The sequence below is a fragment of the Actinoplanes oryzae genome, from assembly GCF_030757795.1.
GTDB lineage: Bacteria > Actinomycetota > Actinomycetes > Mycobacteriales > Micromonosporaceae > Actinoplanes.
This window is the reverse complement of record NZ_JAUQWH010000031.1, coordinates 45,153-65,231: the sequence shown is the minus strand read 5'-3', so window position 1 is coordinate 65,231 and position 20,079 is coordinate 45,153. Positions and strand designations below refer to the sequence as shown.

Below are 20,079 nucleotides of genomic sequence, written 5' to 3'. Positions count from 1 at the left end.
TCCCGCCGGTGCGCCCGCGCGGCTATCTGGAGATCCGCTATCTCGACGCCCAGCCCGGCGACGCGTGGCTCGCGCCGGTGGCCGCCGTCGCCGCGTTGCTCGCCGACCCGGCCGTCACCGACCAGGTGCTCGACCTGACCGAGGCCACCGCGACCCGGTGGGAGACGGCGTTCCGGGCCGGGGCCGCCGACCCCGAGCTGCGCCGCACCGCGGCCGCCGTGCTCGACCTCGCCTGCCGCAATCTCGAGCGCACCGGCCTACCGGCCGCCCTGCGCACCGGCCTTTTCGAAAGCGCCCACCGGCGCCTGCACGAGGAGGAAGCCCGATGACCGCCTTGCCTGCCGGCCTCCACCGACGCCCGCACGAGGAGTCCCGATGACCGCCGAGACCGAACGACTGCGCGACCGCGTCGCCGCCGAGCTGACCCGCACCCGCGACCGCACCGCGGCCCTGATCGGGGCCGTCGACGAGGACGACCTGGTCCGCCAGCACTCGCCGCTGATGTCGCCGCTGGTCTGGGACTTCGCGCACGTCGCCAACCAGGAGGAGCTCTGGCTCGTCCGCGACGTCGGCGGCCGCGAGCCGGTGCGCCGCGACATCGACGAGCTCTACGACGCCTTCAAGCACGCCCGCCGCGACCGGATCGCGCTGCCGCTGCTCACCCCCGCCGAGGCGCGGCGCTATGTCGACCAGGTCCGCGACAAGGCCCTCGACGTGCTCGACCGGGTCCGGCTGGACGGCCGGCCGCTGGTCGCCGACGGGTTCGCCTTCGGCATGATCGTCCAGCACGAGCAGCAGCACGACGAGACCATGCTGGCCACCCACCAGCTGCGCGCCGGCGCGCCCGTGCTGACCGCGCCCGCGCCGCCCGCGGCCACCGTGCGTGTGACCGGCGAGGCGTTCATTCCCGGCGGCCCCTTCACCATGGGCACGGACACCGAGCCGTGGGCGCTGGACAACGAGCGTCCCGCCCACGTGGTCGACGTGCCGGCGTTCCACATCGACCGGGCGCCGGTCACCAACGGGCAGTACGCGGCCTTCATCGCCGCCGGCGGCTACGACGACCGGCGGTGGTGGAGTGCGGCCGGCTGGGACCACCGCCAGGCCGCCGGCCTGACCGCGCCGGCGCACTGGGAGCGGGACGGCGCCGGCTGGGCGGTCACCTCCTTCGGGCGCACGGCCGCCCTGGTCGAGGACGAGCCGGTGGTGCACGTGTGCTTCTTCGAGGCGGAGGCGTACGCCCGGTGGGCCGGCAAGCGCCTCCCGACCGAGGCGGAGTGGGAGAAGGCCGCCCGGTTCGACCCCGGGACGGGCCGGTCCCGCCGCTTCCCGTGGGGCGACGAGGAGCCCGAGTCCCGCCACGCGAACCTGAACCAGCGGCACCTGCGGCCGGCGCCCGTCGGGGCGTACCCGGACGGCGCCTCCCCGGCGGGCGTGCACCAGCTGATCGGCGACGTGTGGGAGTGGACGTCGTCGGACTTCTCCGGCTATCCGGGCTTCTCCGCGTTTCCGTACAGGGAGTATTCGGAGGTGTTCTTCGGCCCGGACTACAAGGTGCTGCGCGGCGGCTCGTTCGGCACCGACGGCGCCGCCGTCCGGGGCACGTTCCGCAACTGGGACTATCCGATCCGGCGGCAGATCTTCAGCGGCTTCCGCTGCGCGCGGGACGCCTGATGTGCCGGCACCTGGCGTACGCCGGTCCACCCGTACCGCTGGGTCAGTGGCTCTTCGATCTCCCGCACGCGCTGTCGCACCAGGCCTGGGCGCCCCGCGACATGCGCGGCGGCGGGACGATCAACGCGGACGGTTTCGGGGTCGGCTGGTACACCCCCGGCGGCCCGGTGCGCTACCGCCGGGCGACCCCGCTGTGGAGCGACGCGACGCTGCCCGCGCTGGCCGCGTCGGTCGAGGCGCCGATGGTGCTGGCCGCGGTGCGCAGCGCCACCGTGGGGATGCCCGTCGTGGAGACCGCGGCGGCTCCCTTCGCGGCCGGCTCCTGGTTCTTCAGCCACAACGGCGTGGTGGCGGGCTGGCCGGACTCGGTCGCGAAGCTCGCCGCCGCGCTGGAGGTCACCGACCTGCTGACCCTCGACGCGCCGACCGACTCGGCAGTGCTGTGGGCCCTGGTCCGGTCGCACCTGCGCCGCGGTCTTCCGCCCAGCGACGCTGTCGCTGTCACGATCGCCGAGGTCGCCGCCGTGGCGCCCGGCTCCCGGCTCAATCTGCTGCTCACCGACGGGGTCTCGGTGGCGGCCAGCACGTGGGGACATGCCCTGTCCGTGCGGCGGGACGCGGACTCCGTCCTGATCGCTTCCGAACCGCTCGACGACGATCCGGCGTGGGCCGCCGTGCCCGACCGCACGCTGGTCGTCGCCGGGGCCACGTCGCTCACGATGGAGGAGCTGCGCTGATGGAGGTCTATCTCACCGCCGACGAGGTGGCCCGGTCGCTGCGCGCGGACGTGCGCCAGGGGCTGGCCGCCGACCCGCGCCGGCTGCCGCCGAAGTGGTTCTACGACGCCCGGGGCAGCGAGCTGTTCGAGCGCATCACCGAGCTCCCGGAGTACTACCCGACCCGCGCGGAGACCGCGATCCTGCGGGCGCGGGCGGCGGAGATCGCCTCGATCACGGGCACGCGCACGCTGATCGAGCTCGGCTCGGGCTACTCCACCAAGACGCGGCTGCTGCTCGACGCGCTGCCGCTCTCGTCGTACGTGACGCTGGACGTGTCCCCCTCCGCCCTGACCGCGGCCGTGACCGCGATATCGGCCGACTATCCCGCCCTGACCGTCCGGCCCATCGTGGGTGACTTCGCCCGCCATCCCTTCCCCGACGGCCCCGCCCGGACCGTCGCCCTGCTGGGCGGGACGATCGGCAACCTGCTGCCGGCCGAGCGGGCCGAGTTCTACTCCTCGGTGCGGGCCCAGCTGCGGCCCGGCGAGCACCTGCTCCTGGGCACCGACCTCGTCAAGGACCCGCACGTGCTGGTGCCCGCCTACGACGACGCCGCCGGGGTGACCGCCGAGTTCAACCGCAACGTGCTCCGGGTGCTCAACCGGGAGCTGGACGCCGACTTCGACCCCGACGGCTTCGCCCACGTGGCGCTCTGGGACGCGGACCACGAGTGGATCGAGATGCGCCTCCGGGCGCGCTGGCCCATGCGGGTCACGATCCCGGCCGTCGACCTGGTGACCGAGTTCGGGACGGGCTCCGAGCTGCGCACCGAGATCTCCGCGAAGTTCCGGCGCGAGGGCGTGGAGAAGGAGCTCGCCGAGGCGGGCTTCACGCTGGCGCACTGGTGGACCGACCCGGAGGGGCGATTCGCCGTGTCGCTTACGGTGGCCTCATGATCATCCTCCTTGCCGGCGTCGCGGCCGGGTCCCCGGCGGTGGCCTCGTGACTTTCGACATCGATCGGGTCCGGGCCGGTTATCCCGCCCTGGCCGAGGGGCTCGCCATGTTCGACGGGGCGGCCGGCACCCAGGTCGCCGCCGCCGTGGCCGACGCCGTCAGCACCACCCTGCGCAGCGCCGTGTCCAACCGCACGCCCGCCCACCTGCCCGGCCGCCGCTCCACCCAGATCGTCGCCGACGCCCGGGCCGCCGTCGCGGACCTGGTCGGCGGCGACCCCGCGGGCGTGGCGTTCGGGCCGGGGGCGACCGACCTCACGTACGTGGTCGCCCGGGCGCTGGCCGGCACCTGGGAGCCCGGCGACGAGGTGGTCGTCTCCCGCCTCGACCATGACGCGAACGTCCGGCCGTGGGTGCAGGCGGCCGCCTCGGCGGGGGCGACCGTGCGGTGGGCCTCCTTCGACCCGGCCACGGGCACGTTGCCCGCTGCGCAGTATGTCGACCTGATCGGTCCGCGCACGCGGCTCGTCGCCGTGACGGCGGGCAGCAACGCGATCGGGACCGTGCCGGCCGTGCGGGAGATCGCGGACATCGCGCATTCGTTCGGGGCGCTGACCTACGTGGACGGCGTGCACGCGACTCCCCACCGGCCGACGGATGTCCGCGCGCTGGGCGCCGACTTCTATGTCACCAGCGCGTACAAGTGGTCGGGCCCGCACCAGGGCGCCGTCATCGCCGACCCGGCCGCGTGGGAGCCGCTGCGCCCCGCCAAGCTGCTGCCCTCCTCCGACGCCGTGCCCGAGCGCTTCGAGTTCAGCACCCGCAACGCCGAGTTGCTCAGCGGCGTGACGGCGGCGGTCGATCACCTCGCGGATCTGGCGGCGCCGGGCCCGGGCGACCGTCGCTCGCGGCTGCTCGAGTCGCTGGCGGCGGCGGAGGCGTACGAGCACTCCCTGCTGGACCGGCTGCTCAAGGGACTCGCCACGCTCCCGCACGTCTCGCTGCTCCCGGCGCCGGAGGAGCGCTGCCCGACCGTCGCCTTCCGCGTCGACGGGCAGGCGCCGGCCGACACCGCCAGGGGCCTGGGTGACCGCGGCATCTGCGTGATGGCCGGCGACTACTACGCGTACGAGTACTTCACCGCGATGGGTCTGCGGGACAGCGGCGGCGCGGTGCGCGTGAGCATCTACCACTACAACACCGCCGACGAGGTCGACCGCCTCCTCGACGCCCTCGCCGACCGCTGAACCACTCCGCGTCGACACGGCCGGGCAGTCCAGGTCCTCATGGCCTGTGACAGCCCGGCCGAGCCGGTCAGGGCCGCGACGAGTTCACGCAGTGTCCATCTCGGACGCGACAACGGGACCGCATCGTCGCTGCTGACCGAGGCTCAGGGGAGAGTGGAGATGCGACGTGACGGCTGGTTGATGCGGGGAGGCGCCGTGCTGCTCGCTGCGCTCACCGCTTTCCGCTGTACGCCCCGGAGCGGCGCAGGACCGCGGCCCACAGCGGATCGCGGACAGCCACGCCGTGGACGAGCTCCGGCGTAGGGGTGAAGCGGGCCACCACTCCGGTCGCCCGCGGCGCCGTCCAGCCGCGCCGCTCGGGGTCGACGCCCTGCGCCCGGCAGGCGGCGGCGACCGTCTCGCGGGTGCACGACGCCTCCCCGGACAGCACCTCCCACGGCAGCGGCAGGGTCGCCCACACCAGGGTGTCGGGGTCGACGCCGCCGCCGGTGCTGCTGTGCCAGGCCGCAAGGTCGCCCGCCATGAGGCGCATGGCCTTGCCGGGGCACGCGACGTCGAGTAGCGACTCGGCGCCCAGCGCTGCCACCGCCGTGAGCCAGCCGGCCCGGGCGGTGTTGTACGCCTGAGCGACCGTGTTCCAGGTCGACGAGTCCATGCCGCGCCGCACGATCATCGCGCTGCGGTCGACGTCCGGGAACCAGCGGTCGGCCAGGATGCCGGCCGCGCCCCGCATCAGCGCCGACCACCGCCCCAGCAGCTCGCCCTGCTCGTACGGGGTGAGCCGGGCCACGACCTCCGGGGCGCCGTAGGCCCGTGAGATCATCCACCAGTCGGTGCTCGCGGGCCGGCACCGGCCGAGCAGCATCTCCGCCACCTGGTCGAACGGGCTGGTCTTGCCGGACAGCGTGAACTGCCGGCGCAGGTTGCGCCGCGCGACGAAGTACGCCACGAAGGCGGCCGCGTCCGGGTCGGCGCGGAAGCGCTCGAGCGTGATGTCGGCGGCGAGGCCCGACCGGCCGACCAGCATGAGCTCCCGCTTGCGCAGCTCGGTGTCGATGCGGTCGATCTTCGCCGAGAGCCGGACCAGGAACCGCCAGCGCCGGTTGTACTGCCGCTTGGGCAGGTCGATGCCGGCCGCCGCCCGCCCGGCCCGGGTGAGCCGGTCGTCGAGGAAGTCGGTCTCGCCCGGCGACCAGCGGATCTGCTCGCCCGCACGGGCAGCCGCCCGGCGCAGCTCTCCCGGGTCGAGGGCGTCGGCGGGCAGGCCGCCGTCGAAGAGCCGGCCCAGCGTCGCCAGCTGCCGCTCGGCGCCGACCGGGCGCGCGAAGTCGTCCGTCATCGAGGAGAAGCCACCGGTACGCCGCCACGAGTGCCGCGCGGCGCGCTCCAGGACGGCCCGCTGTGACTTGGTCAGCCGGATGCGCGGCGACGACAGGATCAGGTCGGCCACCTCCTCGGGCCGCGAGCGGGCGTCGAGGGTGGCGTACAGCTCCTCCAGAACGGTGTCCATGTGCCGCCGACCGGGCTCGAACCGGCGCCCACCCGGTCCCAGAGCCGGGCGCTCTACCACTGAGCTACAGCGACGAACGGTCCCCGCCGACCGGGCTCGAACCGGCGCCCTCCCGGGTTGGAGAGCCGGGCGCTCTACCGCTGAGCTACGGCGGGGACCTGCATCAACGTACGGACACAGCGTTGTCCCGGCAATTGATTTCAGCGCAGGACGAGGCCGCCGCCCACCTCGAGGACCTGGCCGGTGAGGGCACCCGAGCCCGCGCCGGCGAGCAGGCGGACCGTGGCGACGAGGTCGTCCGGGACCAGGGGGCGCGGGATCGCCTGGGCGGCCAGGAGGTTGGCGGTCCGGGTGCGGCCGGCTGCCCGGTCGGCCGCGGCCAGCTCCTCCTCGCCCTCGGTGTCGATCGCGCCGGGGGACAGGGCGTTGACCGTGACGCCGGCGGGGCCGAGGGCGCGGGCCAGCGAGCGGGTCAGGCCGATCAGGGCGGCCTTGCTCGACACGTACGCCGGTCCGGACGGGCCGCCCAGCGCGACCGTCGGCGACACCACGTTGATGACGCGTCCCCAGCCGCGGGCCGCCATCCGCGCGCCGAGAGCCTGGGCGAGCAGCATCGGCGCGGTGACATTGACCGCGTACGTCGCCTGCCACTCGCCGAGGGTCAGGTCGGCGATCGGGACGTTCGAGGCGCGGGCGGCGTTGTTGACGAGGACGTCCACGTCGCCGGCGCGGGCGGCCAGGGCGGCCACGGCGGCGGGGTCGGCCAGATCCGCGTCGAGCAGCTCGGTGCGGGCGCCGCGGTCGTGGCACTGCCGGGCGACGCCCTCGGTCTCGGCGGCGGCGTCGAGATGGTGCAGCAGCAGGGTGGTGCCGGGGCGGGCGAGACCGACGGCCAGGGCCGCGCCGATGCCGCGCCGGGCACCGGTGACGAGGATGCGCTGATCCATCACGCCATGGTCGCACTCTCACAGTCGCGCCACAGGACAGCCACAAAGCGGGCTCAGGGCGTGCGGCGACTGTGGACGGCATGACTCCCGTGCTCGACGTCGTCGTTCCCGTGTACAACGAGGAGAAGGACCTGGAGAGCAGCGTGCGGCGGCTGCTCGCGTACTGCCGCTCGGTGCTGCCGTTCCAGTTCCAGATCACGATCGCCGACAACGCCAGTACGGACGGCACGCCGCTCGTGGCCCAGCGGCTGCAGGCGGAGCTGCCCGAGGTCCGGGCCGTGCACCTGGCGATGAAGGGGCGGGGGCGGGCGCTGAAGCAGGTGTGGTCGGAGTCCGACGCGCTCGTGTGCGCGTACATGGACGTGGATCTGTCGACCGACCTGGCCGCCCTGCTGCCGCTGGTCGCGCCGCTGGTGTCGGGGCACTCGGACCTCGCCGTCGGGTCCCGGCTGCGGCGCGGGGCGCGGGTCGTGCGGGGGCCCAAGCGCGAGTTCATCTCCCGGACCTACAACCTGATCTTGCGGGCCACGCTGTCGGCGGGCTTCACCGACGCGCAGTGCGGCTTCAAGGCGATCCGCGGCGACGTGGCCCGGGCGGTGCTGCCGCTGGTGCGCGACACGGGCTGGTTCTTCGACACGGAGTTGCTGGTGCTGGCGGAGCGGGCGGGGCTGCGGACCCACGAGGTGCCGGTCGACTGGGTGGACGATCCGGACAGCAAGGTCGACATCGTGGCCACGGCTGCGGAGGATCTGCGGGGGATCGCGCGGATGCGGCGTACGCTGCGCACTTTGCCGTTGGCGGACATCCGGGCGCGCCTGGGCCGCGGCGCCCTCCCCCAGCGGGTCCCGGTCTAGCCAGGCGCCCGGAAGGAGTCGAGGATCAGGCTCGCGAAGCGGCGGGAGGCGGCCGCCGACGCCGCGGGGCTGGTCGCGCGGAGGCCGCCGTTGGCCATGATGACCAGCATGATGTCGGGCAGCTCGAGATCGGGGCGCACCTGGCCGGCGGCCTTCGCACGGCGCAGCAGCTCGGCGACCAGGCGCAGCGAGCGCTCCCGGGACGCCGCGAAGTCGATCGCCTTCGGGAACTCGGCCATGAAGGCCGCCGTGAAGCCGCGGTCCTGGGCGTGCAGCTGGCACACCTGCTCTATGACCCGGCTCAGGCCGCGCCACGGGTCGGGGTCGGCGAGCCCGGCCTCGACGATGGCCGTGCAGGCCGCCATCCGCTCGGCGAAGGCCTCGGTGACCAGCGCCTCCTTCGTCGGGAACCGGCGGTAGAGGGTGGCCGGGCCCACGCCGGCGCGGCGGGCGATCTCGCGCATCGGCACGTCCAGGCCCTCCCGGGCGAAGATGTCGCGGGCCGCCTCGAGGATGCGCTCCCGGTTGTCCCGGGCGTCCGAGCGCAGCGGCTGAGGCAATGAGGTGGTCACGCGTCTCACTTTAGCCAAACGGACGGGGTGTTCCGCTAACGTCCGGCGCCATGCGAGCACTCCGTATCACCGCCTTCGGGCCCCCCGACGTGCTGGAGGTCGCCGAGGTGCCCGAGCCGCATCCCGGCCCGGGGCAGCTCCGGATCGCCGTCCGGGCCTCGGGTGTCACCCCGGCCGACTGGAAGATCCGCGCCGGCCTCCTGCCGGGCCTGCCGCTGCCCCGGCTGCTCGGCTTCGACGCCGCCGGGATCGTGGACCAGATCGGGCCCGGCGTGACCGGCGTCGCGCCGGGTGACGAGGTCTTCGGCGCCACCGACATCGCGCGGCTGGGCGGGGCGAACGCCGAGTTCGCCGTGCTCGTGGCGTGGGCGGCGAAGCCGGAGTCGTGGAGCTGGGCGCAGGCGGGCGGCGCGGCGGGCAACCTGGAGACCGCGACCCGGGTGCTGGACCGGCTCGCCGTGGGCGCCGGGACCACCCTGCTCGTCGAGGGGGCCGCCGGCGGGGTGGGCACCCTGGCCGTCCAGCTCGCGGTCGCCCGCGGCGCCCGGGTCATCGGTACGGCCTCCGAGCGCAACCACGCCTTCCTGGCCACCCTCGGAGCAGTCCCCACCACGTACGGCCCCGGCCTCGCCGACCGGGTCACCGGGGTGGACGCGGCGCTCGACTGTGCCGGCTCAGGGTCCCTTCCCGACCTGCTGGCGATCGCCGGCCGGGTGGTGACCGTGGCGGACGTCGGCGCGGGCGCCCACCTGTCCACCTCGGCCGGCCCGAACGCGGATCCGCCCGCCTGGCACGGGCTGCACACGGCCGCCGCGCTCGCGGACCGGGGGCGGCTGACCGTACCCCTGGCCGGGGTCTTCGCCCTGGAGGACGCGGCCGCCGCGCACCGGTTGAGCGAGAGCGGCCACGCCCGCGGGAAGATCGTGCTGGTGCCCTGACCAGGGGCGGGAGGCTCACTCGGCGGGGTGGATCGGGAGCCGCACCGTGAAGGTGGTGCCGGCGCCGGGACGGCTGGCGACTGTCACCGTGCCTCCGTGCGCCTCGACGAGACGCCGCACGATGGACAGGCCCAGGCCGCTGCCGCCGGTCTCCCGGCTGCGGGACGAGTCGGCCCGCCAGAACCGGTCGAAGACGCGGGGAAGGTCGTCCGGGGCGATGCCCTCGCCCGTGTCCGCCACGGTGATCTCCAGGCGCTCGTGGTCCGCGGCGGAGCGGAGCGTGACCGTGCCCGCCGGCGGCGTGTGCCGGATGGCGTTGGTGAGCAGGTTGCCGAGCAGCTGACGCAGCCGCTGCGGGTCGACCACGACCTGCGGGTCGCCTCGGGGCGCGTGCTCCAGGCGTACCTCGGCGGTCTTGGCCGCCTCCCGGTGGGCGTCGACCGCCTGCGCCAGCACGTCGTTGACGTAGGCCGGCTCGGGGTGCAGGCGCAGGCTTCCGGCGTCGGCGGCGGCCAGATCGCGCAGGTCGTCGATGATGTGCTGGAGCAGCACCGCTTCGGCGAGCAGCAGATCGAGCAGCTCCGGCTCGAGCGGCACCAGGCCGTCCTGGGCGCCCTCCAGCCAGCTGCGGATGTTGGTGAGCGGGGAGCGCAGTTCGTGGGCCACGTCGCTGACCATCGCCTGGCGCTGGCCCTCCAGCTGTTCGCGCCGATCGGCGAGGGCGTTGAAGGCGATGGCCAGCCGGCCGATCTCGTCCCGGGTCGAGACCGGGACCCGGTGCGGCCGGGCGTCCGGGTGGTAGGCGGCCTCGGCGAGAGCGCGCAACGGGCGCACCAGGCGGCTGCCGACGAGCACGGTGACCACGATGGCGGCTGCCAGCACGAGCCCGGTGACGCCGAAGATGCGCACCAGGTTCGACCGGGACAGGTTCACGGCCGGGCCCGGGCCCCCGGTGTCGAGCGAGGTGAGGTAGAGGCGGGCGGCCGGGGCCACGTACGGCTCCAGCTGGTCGCGGCGACTCTGCAGCAGGCAGCTGTCGACCGCGGTCCGGGCCGGCTTCTTCTCGCCTTCGACCAGGGCCGTGAAGGTCGTGGGCTCGATGGTCTGCACCACGCCGGGCACGCCGAGGCAGGCGCTGGTCGCCGTGGCGAGCGCTGTCAGCAACGGCTCCTCCGTCGGGGTGGGCAGGATCAGCTCCGTCCGCGTGCAGAGGACCGCCCCGCCTTTCGGGTCCGCGTTGTCGACCTGGACGCGGGGCCGGCCGCTCGGGGCGACGACGACCCGCGCCGTGAGATCCAGACCGGTGAGGCAGTCGCGGACCTGGCCGGCGAGGGCACGCAGGCGGTCGGCCTCGACGGCGGGCAGCCGATACGGGCCGGCGGCGCGCGGGTCGATGCCGGTGCCGTCCCGGCCGGTGAGCGACCCGTCGACGTGCAGCGGATCGACCGTGGCGGTGGGGGCGACGGCGAGCGGGGCGCCGGGCGCCGAGTCCGCGAGCGGCGTGCCGTCCGCCCCGGTCAGCGTGACCCGCTGCCGGAGGTCGCGACCCAGCCGGGTGACCAGCGGGCCGGCACCCGACCAGTCGGGATGGGTGGCCGCGTAGCCGAGGAGCTCGTCGTAGGTGCGGGTGGAGGCGGACAGCGCCTGGCCCTGCTCCCGCCGGATGGCCCGGTCGGTGCTGCGGAAGGTGAGCCACGCGGTGGCGGCGATCGCGCTCACCGCGATCGCCAGGGAGGTGGCGAGCAGGCGGAGCACCAGGCTCCGGCGCAGCGGGACCCTAGCGACCGGCATCGCTGAGCTTGTAGCCGATGCCGTACACGGTGACCAGGTACGCCGGGCGCCGCGGATTCGGCTCGATCTTGCGGCGCAGGTTCATGACGTGGGTGTCGATGGCCCGGGCGGTCACGTCGCGGTCGATGCCGTTGGTGTGTTCGAGCAGCTGCGTGCGGGTGAAGACCCGGCCGGGCTGGGCGGCCAGCGCGGCCAGGATGGCGAACTCGGCGGGCGTGCACTCGACCACCACGCCGTCCAGCTCGACACGGTGCCGGGCCTGGTCCACCGCCAGCGGACCGGCCCGCAGGACGGCTCCCGGCGTACGACCGGAAGGGCCGGCGCGACGCAACAGCGTGCGCACCCGTGCCGTCAGCTCGCGCGGGCTGTAGGGCTTGGTCAGATAGTCGTCGGCGCCGATGTCCAGACCCAGCAGCAGGTCGTCCTCGGTGCTGCGCGCGGTCAGCATGAGGATGAGCATCGGCGACTCGGCGCGCAGCACCCGGCAGACCGTGTGGCCGTCCAGGCGCGGCATCATCACATCGAGCACGAGCAGGTCCGGTCGCTGCGCGCGGGCCAGATCGAGCGCGGCCTGGCCGTCGTGCGCCACGCTGACCCGATGACCGCCGGCCACCAGGTAGCGGCGGAGGAGCTCGGCCTGGTTGCGGTCGTCCTCCGCGATCACGATCGAGGCGGGCACGCGACGACTATAGGTCGCCCGGAACACCGCGGCGGGAAGCCTGACAAGAACCCCACAATCCCGGCCGCGACCCGACAGGATCCCGACATTCGGTGCCTACGGTCGCTGCCGTGATGCGACGTCTTGTGCGGCTTCCCGCCCTCACCGTGCTCGTGACCGGCACCCTCCTGGGCTGCGGCTCCTCCCCGGAGGCCACCACACCGCAGGTGGCAACCCTCCAGAGCAGTCCCGTCCGGGCCAGTGCCTCCACCGATCCCGAGGACCTGCGCCCGCTGATCCGGCCGGACACCTCCCAGGCCGAGCAGGATCGGCTGGTCGCCATCTGGACCACCTGCCTGACCACCGAGGACGGGACGACGGCGAGATACACCAAGCGCTGGGCCGTGGGCCGGGAGAAGGCGAACGATGCCCGGTGGCAGGCCGCCAAGGCGGCCTGCCGGAGCAAGGAGCCGGAGGACTTCACCGACCGGGAGATGCGCAAGGACCTGCCGGCCTTCAAGGACAAGCAGCGGATCTTCCACGACTGCGCCGAGCAGAAGGGGTACGACCTCACCCCCCTGGACCCGGCCACCGGCTTGTTCGGCCTCGAACGGGTCGGGCCGAACGGCGACTGGGATTCCGCCGGCATCAAGGAGTGTCAGCGGCAGGCCTTCAGCGAGGCGGCGCGATCGCGTGACTGAGGCCGGCGTCCGGACCGTACGCCGCCAGGAACTTGTCCCGGAACTCGTTCATCGGCCAGACCGGGGCGGCCGGGGCGGGACGCGTGCCGTCGGTCCAGTTCCAGTCGGCGATCTTGTCGAGCACCGTCTTGTCCTTGGCCAGGATGGTGATCGGCACGTCGTGGCTGGCGCCGTCGCCGACGACCAGCGGGCTGGGCTGGTGGTCGCCGAGCAGGACCATCACGGTGTTGTCGTCGCCGTACTTCTCCAGCCACGAGAAGACCGTGGTCAGCGTGTACTGGATCGAGCGGGCGTACTCGTGCCGCACCTTGGCCGGGTCCGCCCACACCGACTTGGGCGACTTGCCGTCGCGCTGCAGCCGCTCGTAGATCGAGCCGTCGCCGACCTGGTCCCAGTCGATGAAGGAGGGCAGCGGGGCCCACGGCGTGTGGCTGGAGACCAGCGGCATCTCGACGAAGTACGGCTGGTGCGCCGGCGAGTGCACGTTCTTCTCGAACCACGAGAGCGTGTACTGGTCGGGCTGCGGCTGCCAGCTGAAGTTCGGGCCGGCGTACCCGGTGTTCCGCGAGTCGAAGACCCGGTTGTAGCCGTAGAAGTTGCCCTCCGGCCAGGCCCGCGTGGCGCCCGGCATGACGCTCATCGTGTCCCAGTTCGCCTTGCGGAACAGGCTGGTCAGCGTCAGCCGGTCGCTGGAGGTCAGGTTGCGGTAGCGCTGCTGGTTGTTGATCCACAGCCCCGACAGCAGCGTCGAGTGGGCCAGCCAGCTGCCGCCGCCGAAGGTGGGCGAGGTCAGCCAGCCGCTCTTCGCGGAGTATCCGGCCGCGGCGAGCTCCGCCGTGCCCTTGTCGAGCACCGGCACGACGCCGGTGTTCAGGGTCGGATCCTGCACCGCCGACCGCCCGTAGCTCTCCACGAACGTCACCATCACGTCCTTGCCCTTGAGCGACGTGAGCAGCTGGTCGGCGGGCGTGTTCGCGTACGCGTCGACCTGCACCTCACGGGCGAACGAGCGCTCGTCGGCGAGGCCCTTCTTGACCATGTGCGCCCGGTCCCACGCGTACGTGTAGCCGCTGCGCGCCGCGATCGGGAAGTTGTTGAGCCCCTGCACGCCGAGCAGCAGCAGGACCACCCACACCGCCGTGCCGCTGACGGCCGTGAGCGCCGTGGTGCGCCGGTGGCGTACGCCGACCTTGGCGACGCGCATCGCGGCGAGCGTCATCAGGGCGAGAATCGCGACGATCAGCAGCACGAGGGCGACCGCGGCAGCGATCGCGCCGGCCTGGCCGATCGAGTCCTTGAGGAACGACTCCGCGTCGTCGAGCAGCACCCAGTCGAGCACCGGGTCGAAGGGGCGCGCGAGCGTCTTGTAGAAGCCCATGTCGGTGATCTTCATGACGGTCAGTACGCCGAGGCCGGCGCCGAGGACGCCCGCGACGATGCGCTTGGCGCGGCCGCCGGGGACCAGCAGGAGCAGCCCGATCGCGACGAAGCCCTCGACCGGGAGGCGGAGGTAGGTGCCCGGGCGCTCGAGCCGGCTGACCACGTTGGGCAGGATCAGGGCGGCGAAGATCAGGACGAAGGCGCTCACGGTGAGGACGTGGCCGGCGATTTTCCGGGTACGGCTGGGAGCCGCCGGCGCGTCGGCCACATCCGACCTGTCCGATTTATCCGCCGCCTCCACCTGCGGAGTGTCCGATTTGTCGGCTGCGCCAGCTGGTTCCGACGGGCGAGACCGCCGAAAGCGGTCGAGAAGCGATGTGACAGACAAGACCGAGCCCTCCTCCAGGACACTCCAGGAGGCGTTACGGATCTCGCGCGCCCAGAGTTCAACGCCCATCGAGTCAGCGATCTTGCACGCGGGTTGACTTATCGGGAGGAGTCGATGGAAGCTGACCTTGGACATTGTGTGACATCGATGTCAGCTGAGGGGATCGCATGCTCGGACGCCGTACCGTCGCCGCCCTCGCGGGCGTTGCGCTGACCATCCCGATCGGCGCGGCCGCCCAGGCCGCCGCGCCCCTGCCGCCGCTCGTCGCCGAGCCCGCGGCCTACGTCGACCCGCTCATCGGCTCGACCAACCTGGGCAACACCTATCCCGGCGCGGTGACGCCCTTCGGCATGCTGGCGTGGAGCCCGCAGACGTCGCGCGGCAACCAGCTCTCGACGCCGGCGCCGGGCGGCTACCAGTACACCGCCACCAGGATCCGCGGGCTGAGCCTTACGCACCTCAGCGGCGTCGGCTGCTCGGGGGCGAACGGCGACATCCCGATCATGCCGCACGTCGGAGCCGTCGCGAGCTCGCCGACCGCCGACGCGACGGACGCCGTCTACGCCAGCACCTTCTCGCACGCCAACGAGGTCGCCAAGCCCGGCTACTACAAGGTCGGGCTCGACAGCGGCGCCGGGGCCGAGGTCACGGCCACGCCGCGGACCGGCTTCGGCAAGTTCACCTTCCCGGCCGGGCAGGACGCGAGCCTGCTGTTCCGGACGTCCCTGTCGGAGACCGGCAGCGAGGACGCCACCGTCCACATCGACCCGGCCACCCGTACGGTGACGGGGTCGGTCAGCGCCGGCAACTTCTGCGGGCCGCAGAGCACCGACAACTCCCACGCGTACTACACGCTGCACTTCGTCGCGCAGCTCGACCAGCCGTTCGCGGCCACGGGCACATGGCACGACACGACCCTCACGCCGGGCAGCACCGACGCGACGGGCGGCAGCGGCTACAGCAGCACCGGTCGCCCCAACGCCAACAAGGGCTCCGGCGGGTACGTGACCTTCGCCCCCGGGACGACCAGCGTGACCATGCGCGTCGCCATCTCGTACGTGAGCCTGGACGGCGCCCGGAAGAACCTGGCCACGGAGTCGCCCGACCGGCTGGGGTTCGCCGCGATCCAGGCCGGCGCCCGGTCGGCGTGGTCGGCCCGGCTCAAGAAGATCGGCATCGGCGGCGGCACCGAGGCGCAGAAGACGACCTTCTACACCGCGCTCTACCACTCGATGCTGGAGCCGACGCTGACCAGCGACGTGGACGGCCGCTACTACGGCGCCGACGACGCTGTCCACACGTTGTCCACAGGACAAAAGGCGCAGTACGGGACTTTCTCCGGCTGGGACGTCTACCGCGCCCAGGTGCAGCTGCTCGCGATGCTCGACCCGCGGGTGGGCTCGGATTATGCGCAGAGCCTGTTCAACTACGCCACGCAGCGCGACGGCGAATGGGACCGCTGGCTGCTGCAGCACGGCAAGACCGCGGTCATGTCCGGCGACCCGGCTGCCGCGGCCGTCGCCGGCATGTACGCCTTCGGCGCGCGCGACTTCGACGTCAAGGGCGCGTTCGACTCGCTGGTGCACGCGGCGACCGTCCCGACGGCCAACGACTCCAGCGACGCCGGCTGCAACGTCGAGTGCGTCGGCCAGCGCCCGTCCCTCGACAGGTACCTCGAGCTGGGCTACGTCCCCGCCGACAACTGCCACTGCTGGGGCGGCGCGGCCGAGACGCTCGAGGACGCCGCGGCCGACTACGGCATCGCCCAGCTGGCCCAGGTGCTCGGCGAGGACGACACGTACGCGGACTTCCTGGACCGCTCGCACAACTGGCGCAACGTCTTCGACACCGAGGCGCAGATCGACCCGGGGCTGGCGCACAACATCCGCGAGCGGATCACCGAGATCCAGGCGAGCGCGGAGAACGCCCCGTACGAGGGCAAGGCGCAGGCCTTCGACGGCGACAAGGGCACCAAGTGGCTCACCTTCGCGACCACCGGCTGGATCCAGGCCCGGACCGACGCGCCACTGACCGTCACCCGGTACGCCCTGACCTCCGGCAACGACGTCCCCGAGCGCGACCCGCGGGACTGGCGGCTGCAGGGCTCGGCCGACGGCACGACGTGGACCACGATCGACACCCGGTCCGGCGAGACGTTCGAGCAGCGCGGCCAGACCAAGGTGTACGAGATCAGCACTCCCCAGCCGTACGCCTACTACCGCCTCGACGTGACCGCCAACAGCGGCGCGGACATCGTGCAGCTCGGCGAGCTCGAACTGGCCGACCCGGCCGTGCCCACCCCGGTCCCCGACGGTGACCTGCACAAGGGCTGGATGCGGGACCGGTACAGCGACGGCACCTGGGCGGGCGGCTTCAGCCCCGCCACGGGCACCGGCTTCGTCGAGGGCAGCAGCGCCCAGTACACCTGGATGGTCTACTCCGACGTGGTGACGCTCGCCCGGAAGATGGGCGGCAACGACGTCGCGATCGAGCGGCTCGACTCGTTCTTCCGCAAGCCGGACGGCTCGTTCGACCTCAGCGCCACCACCGGCACCAAGTACGACGCCACCAACGAGCCGGACATCCAGACGCCTTACCTCTACAACTACTTCGGGGCTGCGTACAAGACGCAGGAGACCGTGCGGGCGGTGCTCGACCAGAAGTGGAACGCCGGCACCGGCGGCATCCCCGGCAACGACGACGCCGGCACGATGAGCGCCTGGTACGTCTTCTCGGCCCTGGGCCTCTACCCGACCGTGCCGACGCGCGCCGAGCTGGCCCTGACCAGCCCGCTCTTCCCCCGCGCGGTCGTGCACCTGGGCAGCGGCAAGGACCTGACGATCGAGGCCCCGCGTACGGCCGACAACGAGATCTACGTCCAGAAACTGACCGTGGACGGCAAGTCGACCACCAAGGGCTGGCTGACCGCCGACAAGGTCACCCAGGGCGGCAAGCTCGTCTACACACTGTCCGCAACGCCCAGCCGCACGTGGGGTAGCGGGACAGGTGACGTGCCTCCGCAAAACTAAGTTGCTTTCCGTCTGTTAGTGGGACAAGGGGTGCCCCGGCGAGGGATCGTCGGGGCACTCCCGTGTTTGCGCACAGGCACGGTGGATACGGTGTGAGGCCGGGGACGCGTTCCCCGGTCCCGACGACAGGAGCCTCCCGAGCCCATGCCGCCCACCGACGACCTGCCGAGTTTCCTGCACGGCGTCGCACCGATCCTCGACCGCTGGGGCTACCTGGCCGTGGCCGCCGTGATCGGCGTGGAGAGCTTCGGGGTGCCCGCGCCCGGCCAGACGATCATGGTCGCCGCGGCGATCTACGCCAGCTGGGGCCGGCTCGACATCTGGGCCGTCGCCGCGATCGCCTTCGTCGCGGCGGTGCTCGGCGACAACGTCGGCTACTGGATCGGGGTGCGGGGCGGCCGCAAGGCGGTGCACCGGTTCGGCAAGTACATCTTCATCACGCCCGAGCGGCTCGAGCGCGCCGAGCGGTTCTTCGCGCGGCGCGGCAACCGGATCGTCGTCGTGGCCCGGTTCATCGACGGCCTGCGCCAGCTCAACGGGGTGATCGCCGGCATCACCGCGATGCCGTGGAAGGCGTTCCTGCTCTACAACGCGATCGGGGCGGCGCTGTGGGTCGGCTGGTGGACGACCATCGCCTACCTGCTCGGTCCACGCCTCGGCGAGCTGATCGAGGAGGCGCACCACTACAAGTGGTTCGTGATCCCGCTGGTGGTGCTGGCCGTGGTGGCGTACGTGGTGCTGCACATGCGCCACATCCGCCGGCGCCGCGCCCGCGAGGCCGCCGCGGCGCTCCCAGGCGACCCACAGGCCTGATCCGCGCGGAGCAGGCGCTGCCCGGCCCGGCGCACCGCGTCGCGCAGCTGATCAGTCCGGTCGTGGGGGCGGCGCCGGCCGTCCCCACGATCTCGCTCACGCGGTGGTGCCGTCCTGCGTGCCGCTCTGCTGCGTGCCGTCCTGGGTGGTGCCGTCCTGGGTGGTGCCGTTCTGGCTGCCGTCCTGGGTGGTGCCGCCGGGGAACTGGCCGCCCTGCATCGGGCCGCCGCCGCCCGGCACGCCGCCCTGCTGCCCGAATCCGCCCTGCTGGCCGGTCCCGCCCTGCTGGCTCGTCCCGCCCTGCTGAGTGGTGCCGCCCTGCTGCGTCGTGGCGTCGGAGCTCTTGACGATCCCGGCGGTGATCGCGGCCGTGGCGACGATGGCGGCGACGAAGGCACCGGCCACGGCGATCTTCGCGCGGTGCTTGCCGATGGCCGGACGGATACCTCCGGCCGCCGGCGGCCTCCACTCCGGCGGCGCACCGGCGCCACCGCCCGACGGCGGCGCCCACTCCGCGGGCGCTGCGGCGCCATTGGTGGACCGCGGCGCCCACTCCGCGGGCGGGGGCGTTGTCGAGGGCGCCCACTCCGCCGGCACGCCGGCGGGCGGGGTCGTGGCCGGGGGGCCGGCCCACGGGACCGCGGGCGGCTGAGGCATCCCCGACCAGCCGGTTCCCGACACCAGCGGCGGCGGGACGAACGTGCCGTCCGGGGCCACGGCCGGCCGGTTGACCGCGGTGCCGAAGCGCTCGGTGGGGCGCGGGTCGATCGGGTAGGCGTCGATCACCGTACGGTCGTCGACGGGACCGGAGCGTTCGTTGACGGTCATGCGCGGGCTCTCCTCGGTTCGGCTGGCCTGCTCCGAACAGTGGACGGCCCGGCTGTGCGGGACCTGTGCTGCCGTTAGGCCATGGATGTGGGGGCGGGCGGCAGGTCGTCGAGGAAGTCGCCGGTCGGGGCGAAGAACAGCGACCCGGTGCGCGGCGTCGAGAAGTCGAGGATCCGGTCGTACGTGCCGTAGGGCTCGCCCAGGAACATCCGGCGCAGCATCAGCTCGGGGACGTCGGGCGTGGCGGCGTACGCGATGTAGTAGGTCCCGAACTCCCCCTGCGCGACCGAGCCGAACGGCATGTTGTCGCGCAGGATCTTCAGCTCGTTGCCCTCGTGGTCCTCGACGACGTTGAGCGCCAGGTGCGAATCGGGCGCCTTGTCCTCGAGCTCCATGTTGTCGGCCTTGGTGCGGCCGATGACCGCCTCCTGCTGCTCGGTGGTGAGCTTGTGCCACGCGGCCATGTCGTGCACGTACTTCTGCACCATGACGTAGCTGCCGCCGGCGAACTCCGGGTCCTCGTCGCCGACCAGCACGGCCCGCTCGGCCGCCGCGCCGGTCGGGTTCTCCGTGCCGTCGACGAAGCCGAGCAGGTCGCGCTCGTCGAAGTATTTGAAGCCGTGGGTCTCGTCGACGATGTCGGCGGCGCCGGCGAGCCGTTGGCCGATCTTGGTGGCCAGCTCGAAGCAGACGTCCTGCTGCCCGGCGCGCAGGTGGAACAGCAGGTCACCGGGGGTGGCAATCGCCGTGTGCACCGGGCCCTTCCACTGCCGGAAGCGGTGCAGCTGCGCCGGGCGGGGGCCGGCGAAGAGCCTGTCCCACAGCTCCGAGCCGATGCCGGTCACGCACGAGAGCTGCGCGGCGGGGATGCGGAAGCCGACCGAGCGCTGCAGCCCGCTGAGGTCCTCCAGCAGCCCGCGGACGACCTCCTCACCGCCCTCCCGGACCGTGGCGACCAGGAAGATCGCGGCGTCGGTGAGCGGCGCGAGCACCGCCTGCGAGGTGACGGTCGGGGCAACTGATCGAGGCGCTGTCACACGCAGACATTAGCCGTGTCGGCCGGATGTCGGCGCCG

Annotated in this window: 16 protein-coding genes, 2 tRNA genes and 2 pseudogenes; 10 read left to right on the top strand and 10 right to left on the bottom strand. The window is 73.1% G+C overall.

Annotated features, from left to right (window positions below; all coding sequences use genetic code 11):
- The 5 genes and pseudogenes from RBH18_RS13465 to RBH18_RS13445 form a co-directional block, all read left to right on the top strand.
- A pseudogene (locus RBH18_RS13465) lies at nt 1–329 on the top strand (ergothioneine biosynthesis glutamate--cysteine ligase EgtA); the annotation flags it as partial.
- A 46-nt stretch (nt 330–375) separates the two neighbouring features.
- A complete protein-coding gene (gene egtB / locus RBH18_RS13460; RefSeq protein WP_306207461.1) occupies nt 376–1,674 on the top strand; it encodes an ergothioneine biosynthesis protein EgtB in 1,299 nt (432 codons plus the stop codon).
- The gene (gene egtC, locus RBH18_RS13455) at nt 1,674–2,411 is read left to right on the top strand and encodes an ergothioneine biosynthesis protein EgtC (RefSeq protein ID WP_306207459.1); all 738 of its coding nucleotides are present in this window, start codon (nt 1,674–1,676) and stop codon (nt 2,409–2,411) included. Before egtB ends, egtC begins: the two co-directional genes overlap by 1 nt.
- On the top strand, nt 2,411–3,349 hold the full coding sequence (gene egtD / locus RBH18_RS13450) for an L-histidine N(alpha)-methyltransferase (RefSeq protein ID WP_306207457.1): 939 nt from the start codon (nt 2,411–2,413) through the stop codon (nt 3,347–3,349). The genes egtC and egtD overlap by 1 nt, the downstream gene beginning before the upstream one ends.
- 46 nt (nt 3,350–3,395) lie before the next feature.
- On the top strand, nt 3,396–4,595 hold the full coding sequence (locus RBH18_RS13445) for a cysteine desulfurase-like protein (RefSeq protein ID WP_306207455.1): 1,200 nt from the start codon (nt 3,396–3,398) through the stop codon (nt 4,593–4,595).
- A 211-nt stretch (nt 4,596–4,806) separates the two neighbouring features.
- Here RBH18_RS13445 and RBH18_RS13440 read toward each other — a convergent pair whose 3' ends face one another.
- The 4 genes from RBH18_RS13440 to RBH18_RS13425 form a co-directional block, all read right to left on the bottom strand.
- Nucleotides 4,807–6,105, bottom strand: coding sequence for a hypothetical protein (locus tag RBH18_RS13440; protein WP_306207453.1), 1,299 nt, complete (start codon nt 6,103–6,105; stop codon nt 4,807–4,809).
- A gap of 1 nt (nt 6,106) precedes the next feature.
- Nucleotides 6,107–6,179 (bottom strand) — tRNA-Gln (locus RBH18_RS13435).
- Nucleotides 6,180–6,186: 7 nt separating this feature from the next.
- Nucleotides 6,187–6,260: transfer RNA gene (locus RBH18_RS13430), tRNA-OTHER, on the bottom strand.
- A 45-nt stretch (nt 6,261–6,305) separates the two neighbouring features.
- Nucleotides 6,306–7,052: an SDR family NAD(P)-dependent oxidoreductase gene (locus tag RBH18_RS13425; RefSeq protein WP_306207451.1), complete on the bottom strand. Its 747-nt coding sequence runs from the start codon at nt 7,050–7,052 to the stop codon at nt 6,306–6,308.
- Nucleotides 7,053–7,132: 80 nt separating this feature from the next.
- Between RBH18_RS13425 and RBH18_RS13420 the strand changes: the two are divergent.
- Nucleotides 7,133–7,903, top strand: a pseudogene (locus RBH18_RS13420) (dolichyl-phosphate beta-glucosyltransferase); the annotation flags it as partial.
- Here RBH18_RS13420 and RBH18_RS13415 read toward each other — a convergent pair.
- The gene (locus RBH18_RS13415; RefSeq protein ID WP_306207450.1) at nt 7,903–8,478 is read right to left on the bottom strand and encodes a TetR/AcrR family transcriptional regulator; all 576 of its coding nucleotides are present in this window, start codon (nt 8,476–8,478) and stop codon (nt 7,903–7,905) included. The pseudogene RBH18_RS13420 and the gene RBH18_RS13415 overlap by 1 nt on opposite strands.
- A 50-nt stretch (nt 8,479–8,528) precedes the next feature.
- On the opposite strand from RBH18_RS13415, the gene RBH18_RS13410 reads away from it, so the two are divergent.
- Nucleotides 8,529–9,416 carry an NADP-dependent oxidoreductase gene (locus RBH18_RS13410; RefSeq protein ID WP_306207448.1) on the top strand — a complete coding sequence of 296 codons (888 nt, stop codon included), beginning with the start codon at nt 8,529–8,531 and terminating at the stop codon, nt 9,414–9,416.
- Nucleotides 9,417–9,431: 15 nt separating this feature from the next.
- Here the strand turns inward: RBH18_RS13410 and RBH18_RS13405 are convergent, their stop codons facing one another.
- Nucleotides 9,432–11,207, bottom strand: coding sequence for a sensor histidine kinase (locus RBH18_RS13405; RefSeq protein ID WP_306207446.1), 1,776 nt, complete (start codon nt 11,205–11,207; stop codon nt 9,432–9,434).
- Nucleotides 11,194–11,886: a response regulator transcription factor gene (locus RBH18_RS13400; RefSeq protein WP_306207444.1), complete on the bottom strand. Its 693-nt coding sequence runs from the start codon at nt 11,884–11,886 to the stop codon at nt 11,194–11,196. Before RBH18_RS13400 ends, RBH18_RS13405 begins: the two co-directional genes overlap by 14 nt.
- A 110-nt stretch (nt 11,887–11,996) precedes the next feature.
- On the opposite strand from RBH18_RS13400, the gene RBH18_RS13395 reads away from it, so the two are divergent.
- Nucleotides 11,997–12,566: a hypothetical protein gene (locus RBH18_RS13395; RefSeq protein WP_306207442.1), complete on the top strand. Its 570-nt coding sequence runs from the start codon at nt 11,997–11,999 to the stop codon at nt 12,564–12,566.
- Here the strand turns inward: RBH18_RS13395 and RBH18_RS13390 are convergent.
- Nucleotides 12,538–14,154, bottom strand: coding sequence for a sulfatase-like hydrolase/transferase (locus tag RBH18_RS13390; protein ID WP_306207440.1), 1,617 nt, complete (start codon nt 14,152–14,154; stop codon nt 12,538–12,540). The genes RBH18_RS13395 and RBH18_RS13390 overlap by 29 nt on opposite strands.
- A 347-nt stretch (nt 14,155–14,501) precedes the next feature.
- Here RBH18_RS13390 and RBH18_RS13385 point away from each other — a divergent pair, with 347 nt between their 5' ends.
- Complete coding sequence (locus RBH18_RS13385; protein ID WP_306207438.1) at nt 14,502–17,363, top strand: GH92 family glycosyl hydrolase; 2,862 nt, start codon at nt 14,502–14,504, stop codon at nt 17,361–17,363.
- Nucleotides 17,364–17,507: 144 nt separating this feature from the next.
- Nucleotides 17,508–18,176, top strand: a complete 669-nt coding sequence (locus RBH18_RS13380; protein WP_306207436.1) for a DedA family protein — start codon at nt 17,508–17,510, stop codon at nt 18,174–18,176.
- A 96-nt stretch (nt 18,177–18,272) separates the two neighbouring features.
- On the opposite strand, the gene RBH18_RS13375 is transcribed toward RBH18_RS13380, so the two are convergent.
- Together RBH18_RS13375 and RBH18_RS13370 are read right to left on the bottom strand one after the other, a co-directional pair.
- Nucleotides 18,273–19,004, bottom strand: a complete 732-nt coding sequence (locus RBH18_RS13375; RefSeq protein ID WP_306207434.1) for a hypothetical protein — start codon at nt 19,002–19,004, stop codon at nt 18,273–18,275.
- A 74-nt stretch (nt 19,005–19,078) separates the two neighbouring features.
- Nucleotides 19,079–20,041 carry a Dyp-type peroxidase gene (locus tag RBH18_RS13370; RefSeq protein WP_306207432.1) on the bottom strand — a complete coding sequence of 321 codons (963 nt, stop codon included), beginning with the start codon at nt 20,039–20,041 and terminating at the stop codon, nt 19,079–19,081.
- Nucleotides 20,042–20,079 lie beyond the last annotated feature (38 nt).

What these genes read in the sequence shown, in the direction of transcription:
- RBH18_RS13425 (WP_306207451.1), bottom strand. Translation starts at nt 7,052, where the DNA reads ATGGATCAGCGCATCCTCGTCACCGGTGCCCGGCGCGGCATCGGCGCG.
- RBH18_RS13410 (WP_306207448.1), top strand. Translation starts at nt 8,529, where the DNA reads ATGCGAGCACTCCGTATCACCGCCTTCGGGCCCCCCGACGTGCTGGAG.
- RBH18_RS13440 (WP_306207453.1), bottom strand. Translation starts at nt 6,105, where the DNA reads ATGGACACCGTTCTGGAGGAGCTGTACGCCACCCTCGACGCCCGCTCG.
- RBH18_RS13405 (WP_306207446.1), bottom strand. Translation starts at nt 11,207, where the DNA reads ATGCCGGTCGCTAGGGTCCCGCTGCGCCGGAGCCTGGTGCTCCGCCTG.
- egtD (WP_306207457.1), top strand. Translation starts at nt 2,411, where the DNA reads ATGGAGGTCTATCTCACCGCCGACGAGGTGGCCCGGTCGCTGCGCGCG.
- egtB (WP_306207461.1), top strand. Translation starts at nt 376, where the DNA reads ATGACCGCCGAGACCGAACGACTGCGCGACCGCGTCGCCGCCGAGCTG.
- egtC (WP_306207459.1), top strand. Translation starts at nt 1,674, where the DNA reads ATGTGCCGGCACCTGGCGTACGCCGGTCCACCCGTACCGCTGGGTCAG.
- RBH18_RS13385 (WP_306207438.1), top strand. Translation starts at nt 14,502, where the DNA reads ATGCTCGGACGCCGTACCGTCGCCGCCCTCGCGGGCGTTGCGCTGACC.
- RBH18_RS13380 (WP_306207436.1), top strand. Translation starts at nt 17,508, where the DNA reads ATGCCGCCCACCGACGACCTGCCGAGTTTCCTGCACGGCGTCGCACCG.
- RBH18_RS13375 (WP_306207434.1), bottom strand. Translation starts at nt 19,004, where the DNA reads ATGACCGTCAACGAACGCTCCGGTCCCGTCGACGACCGTACGGTGATC.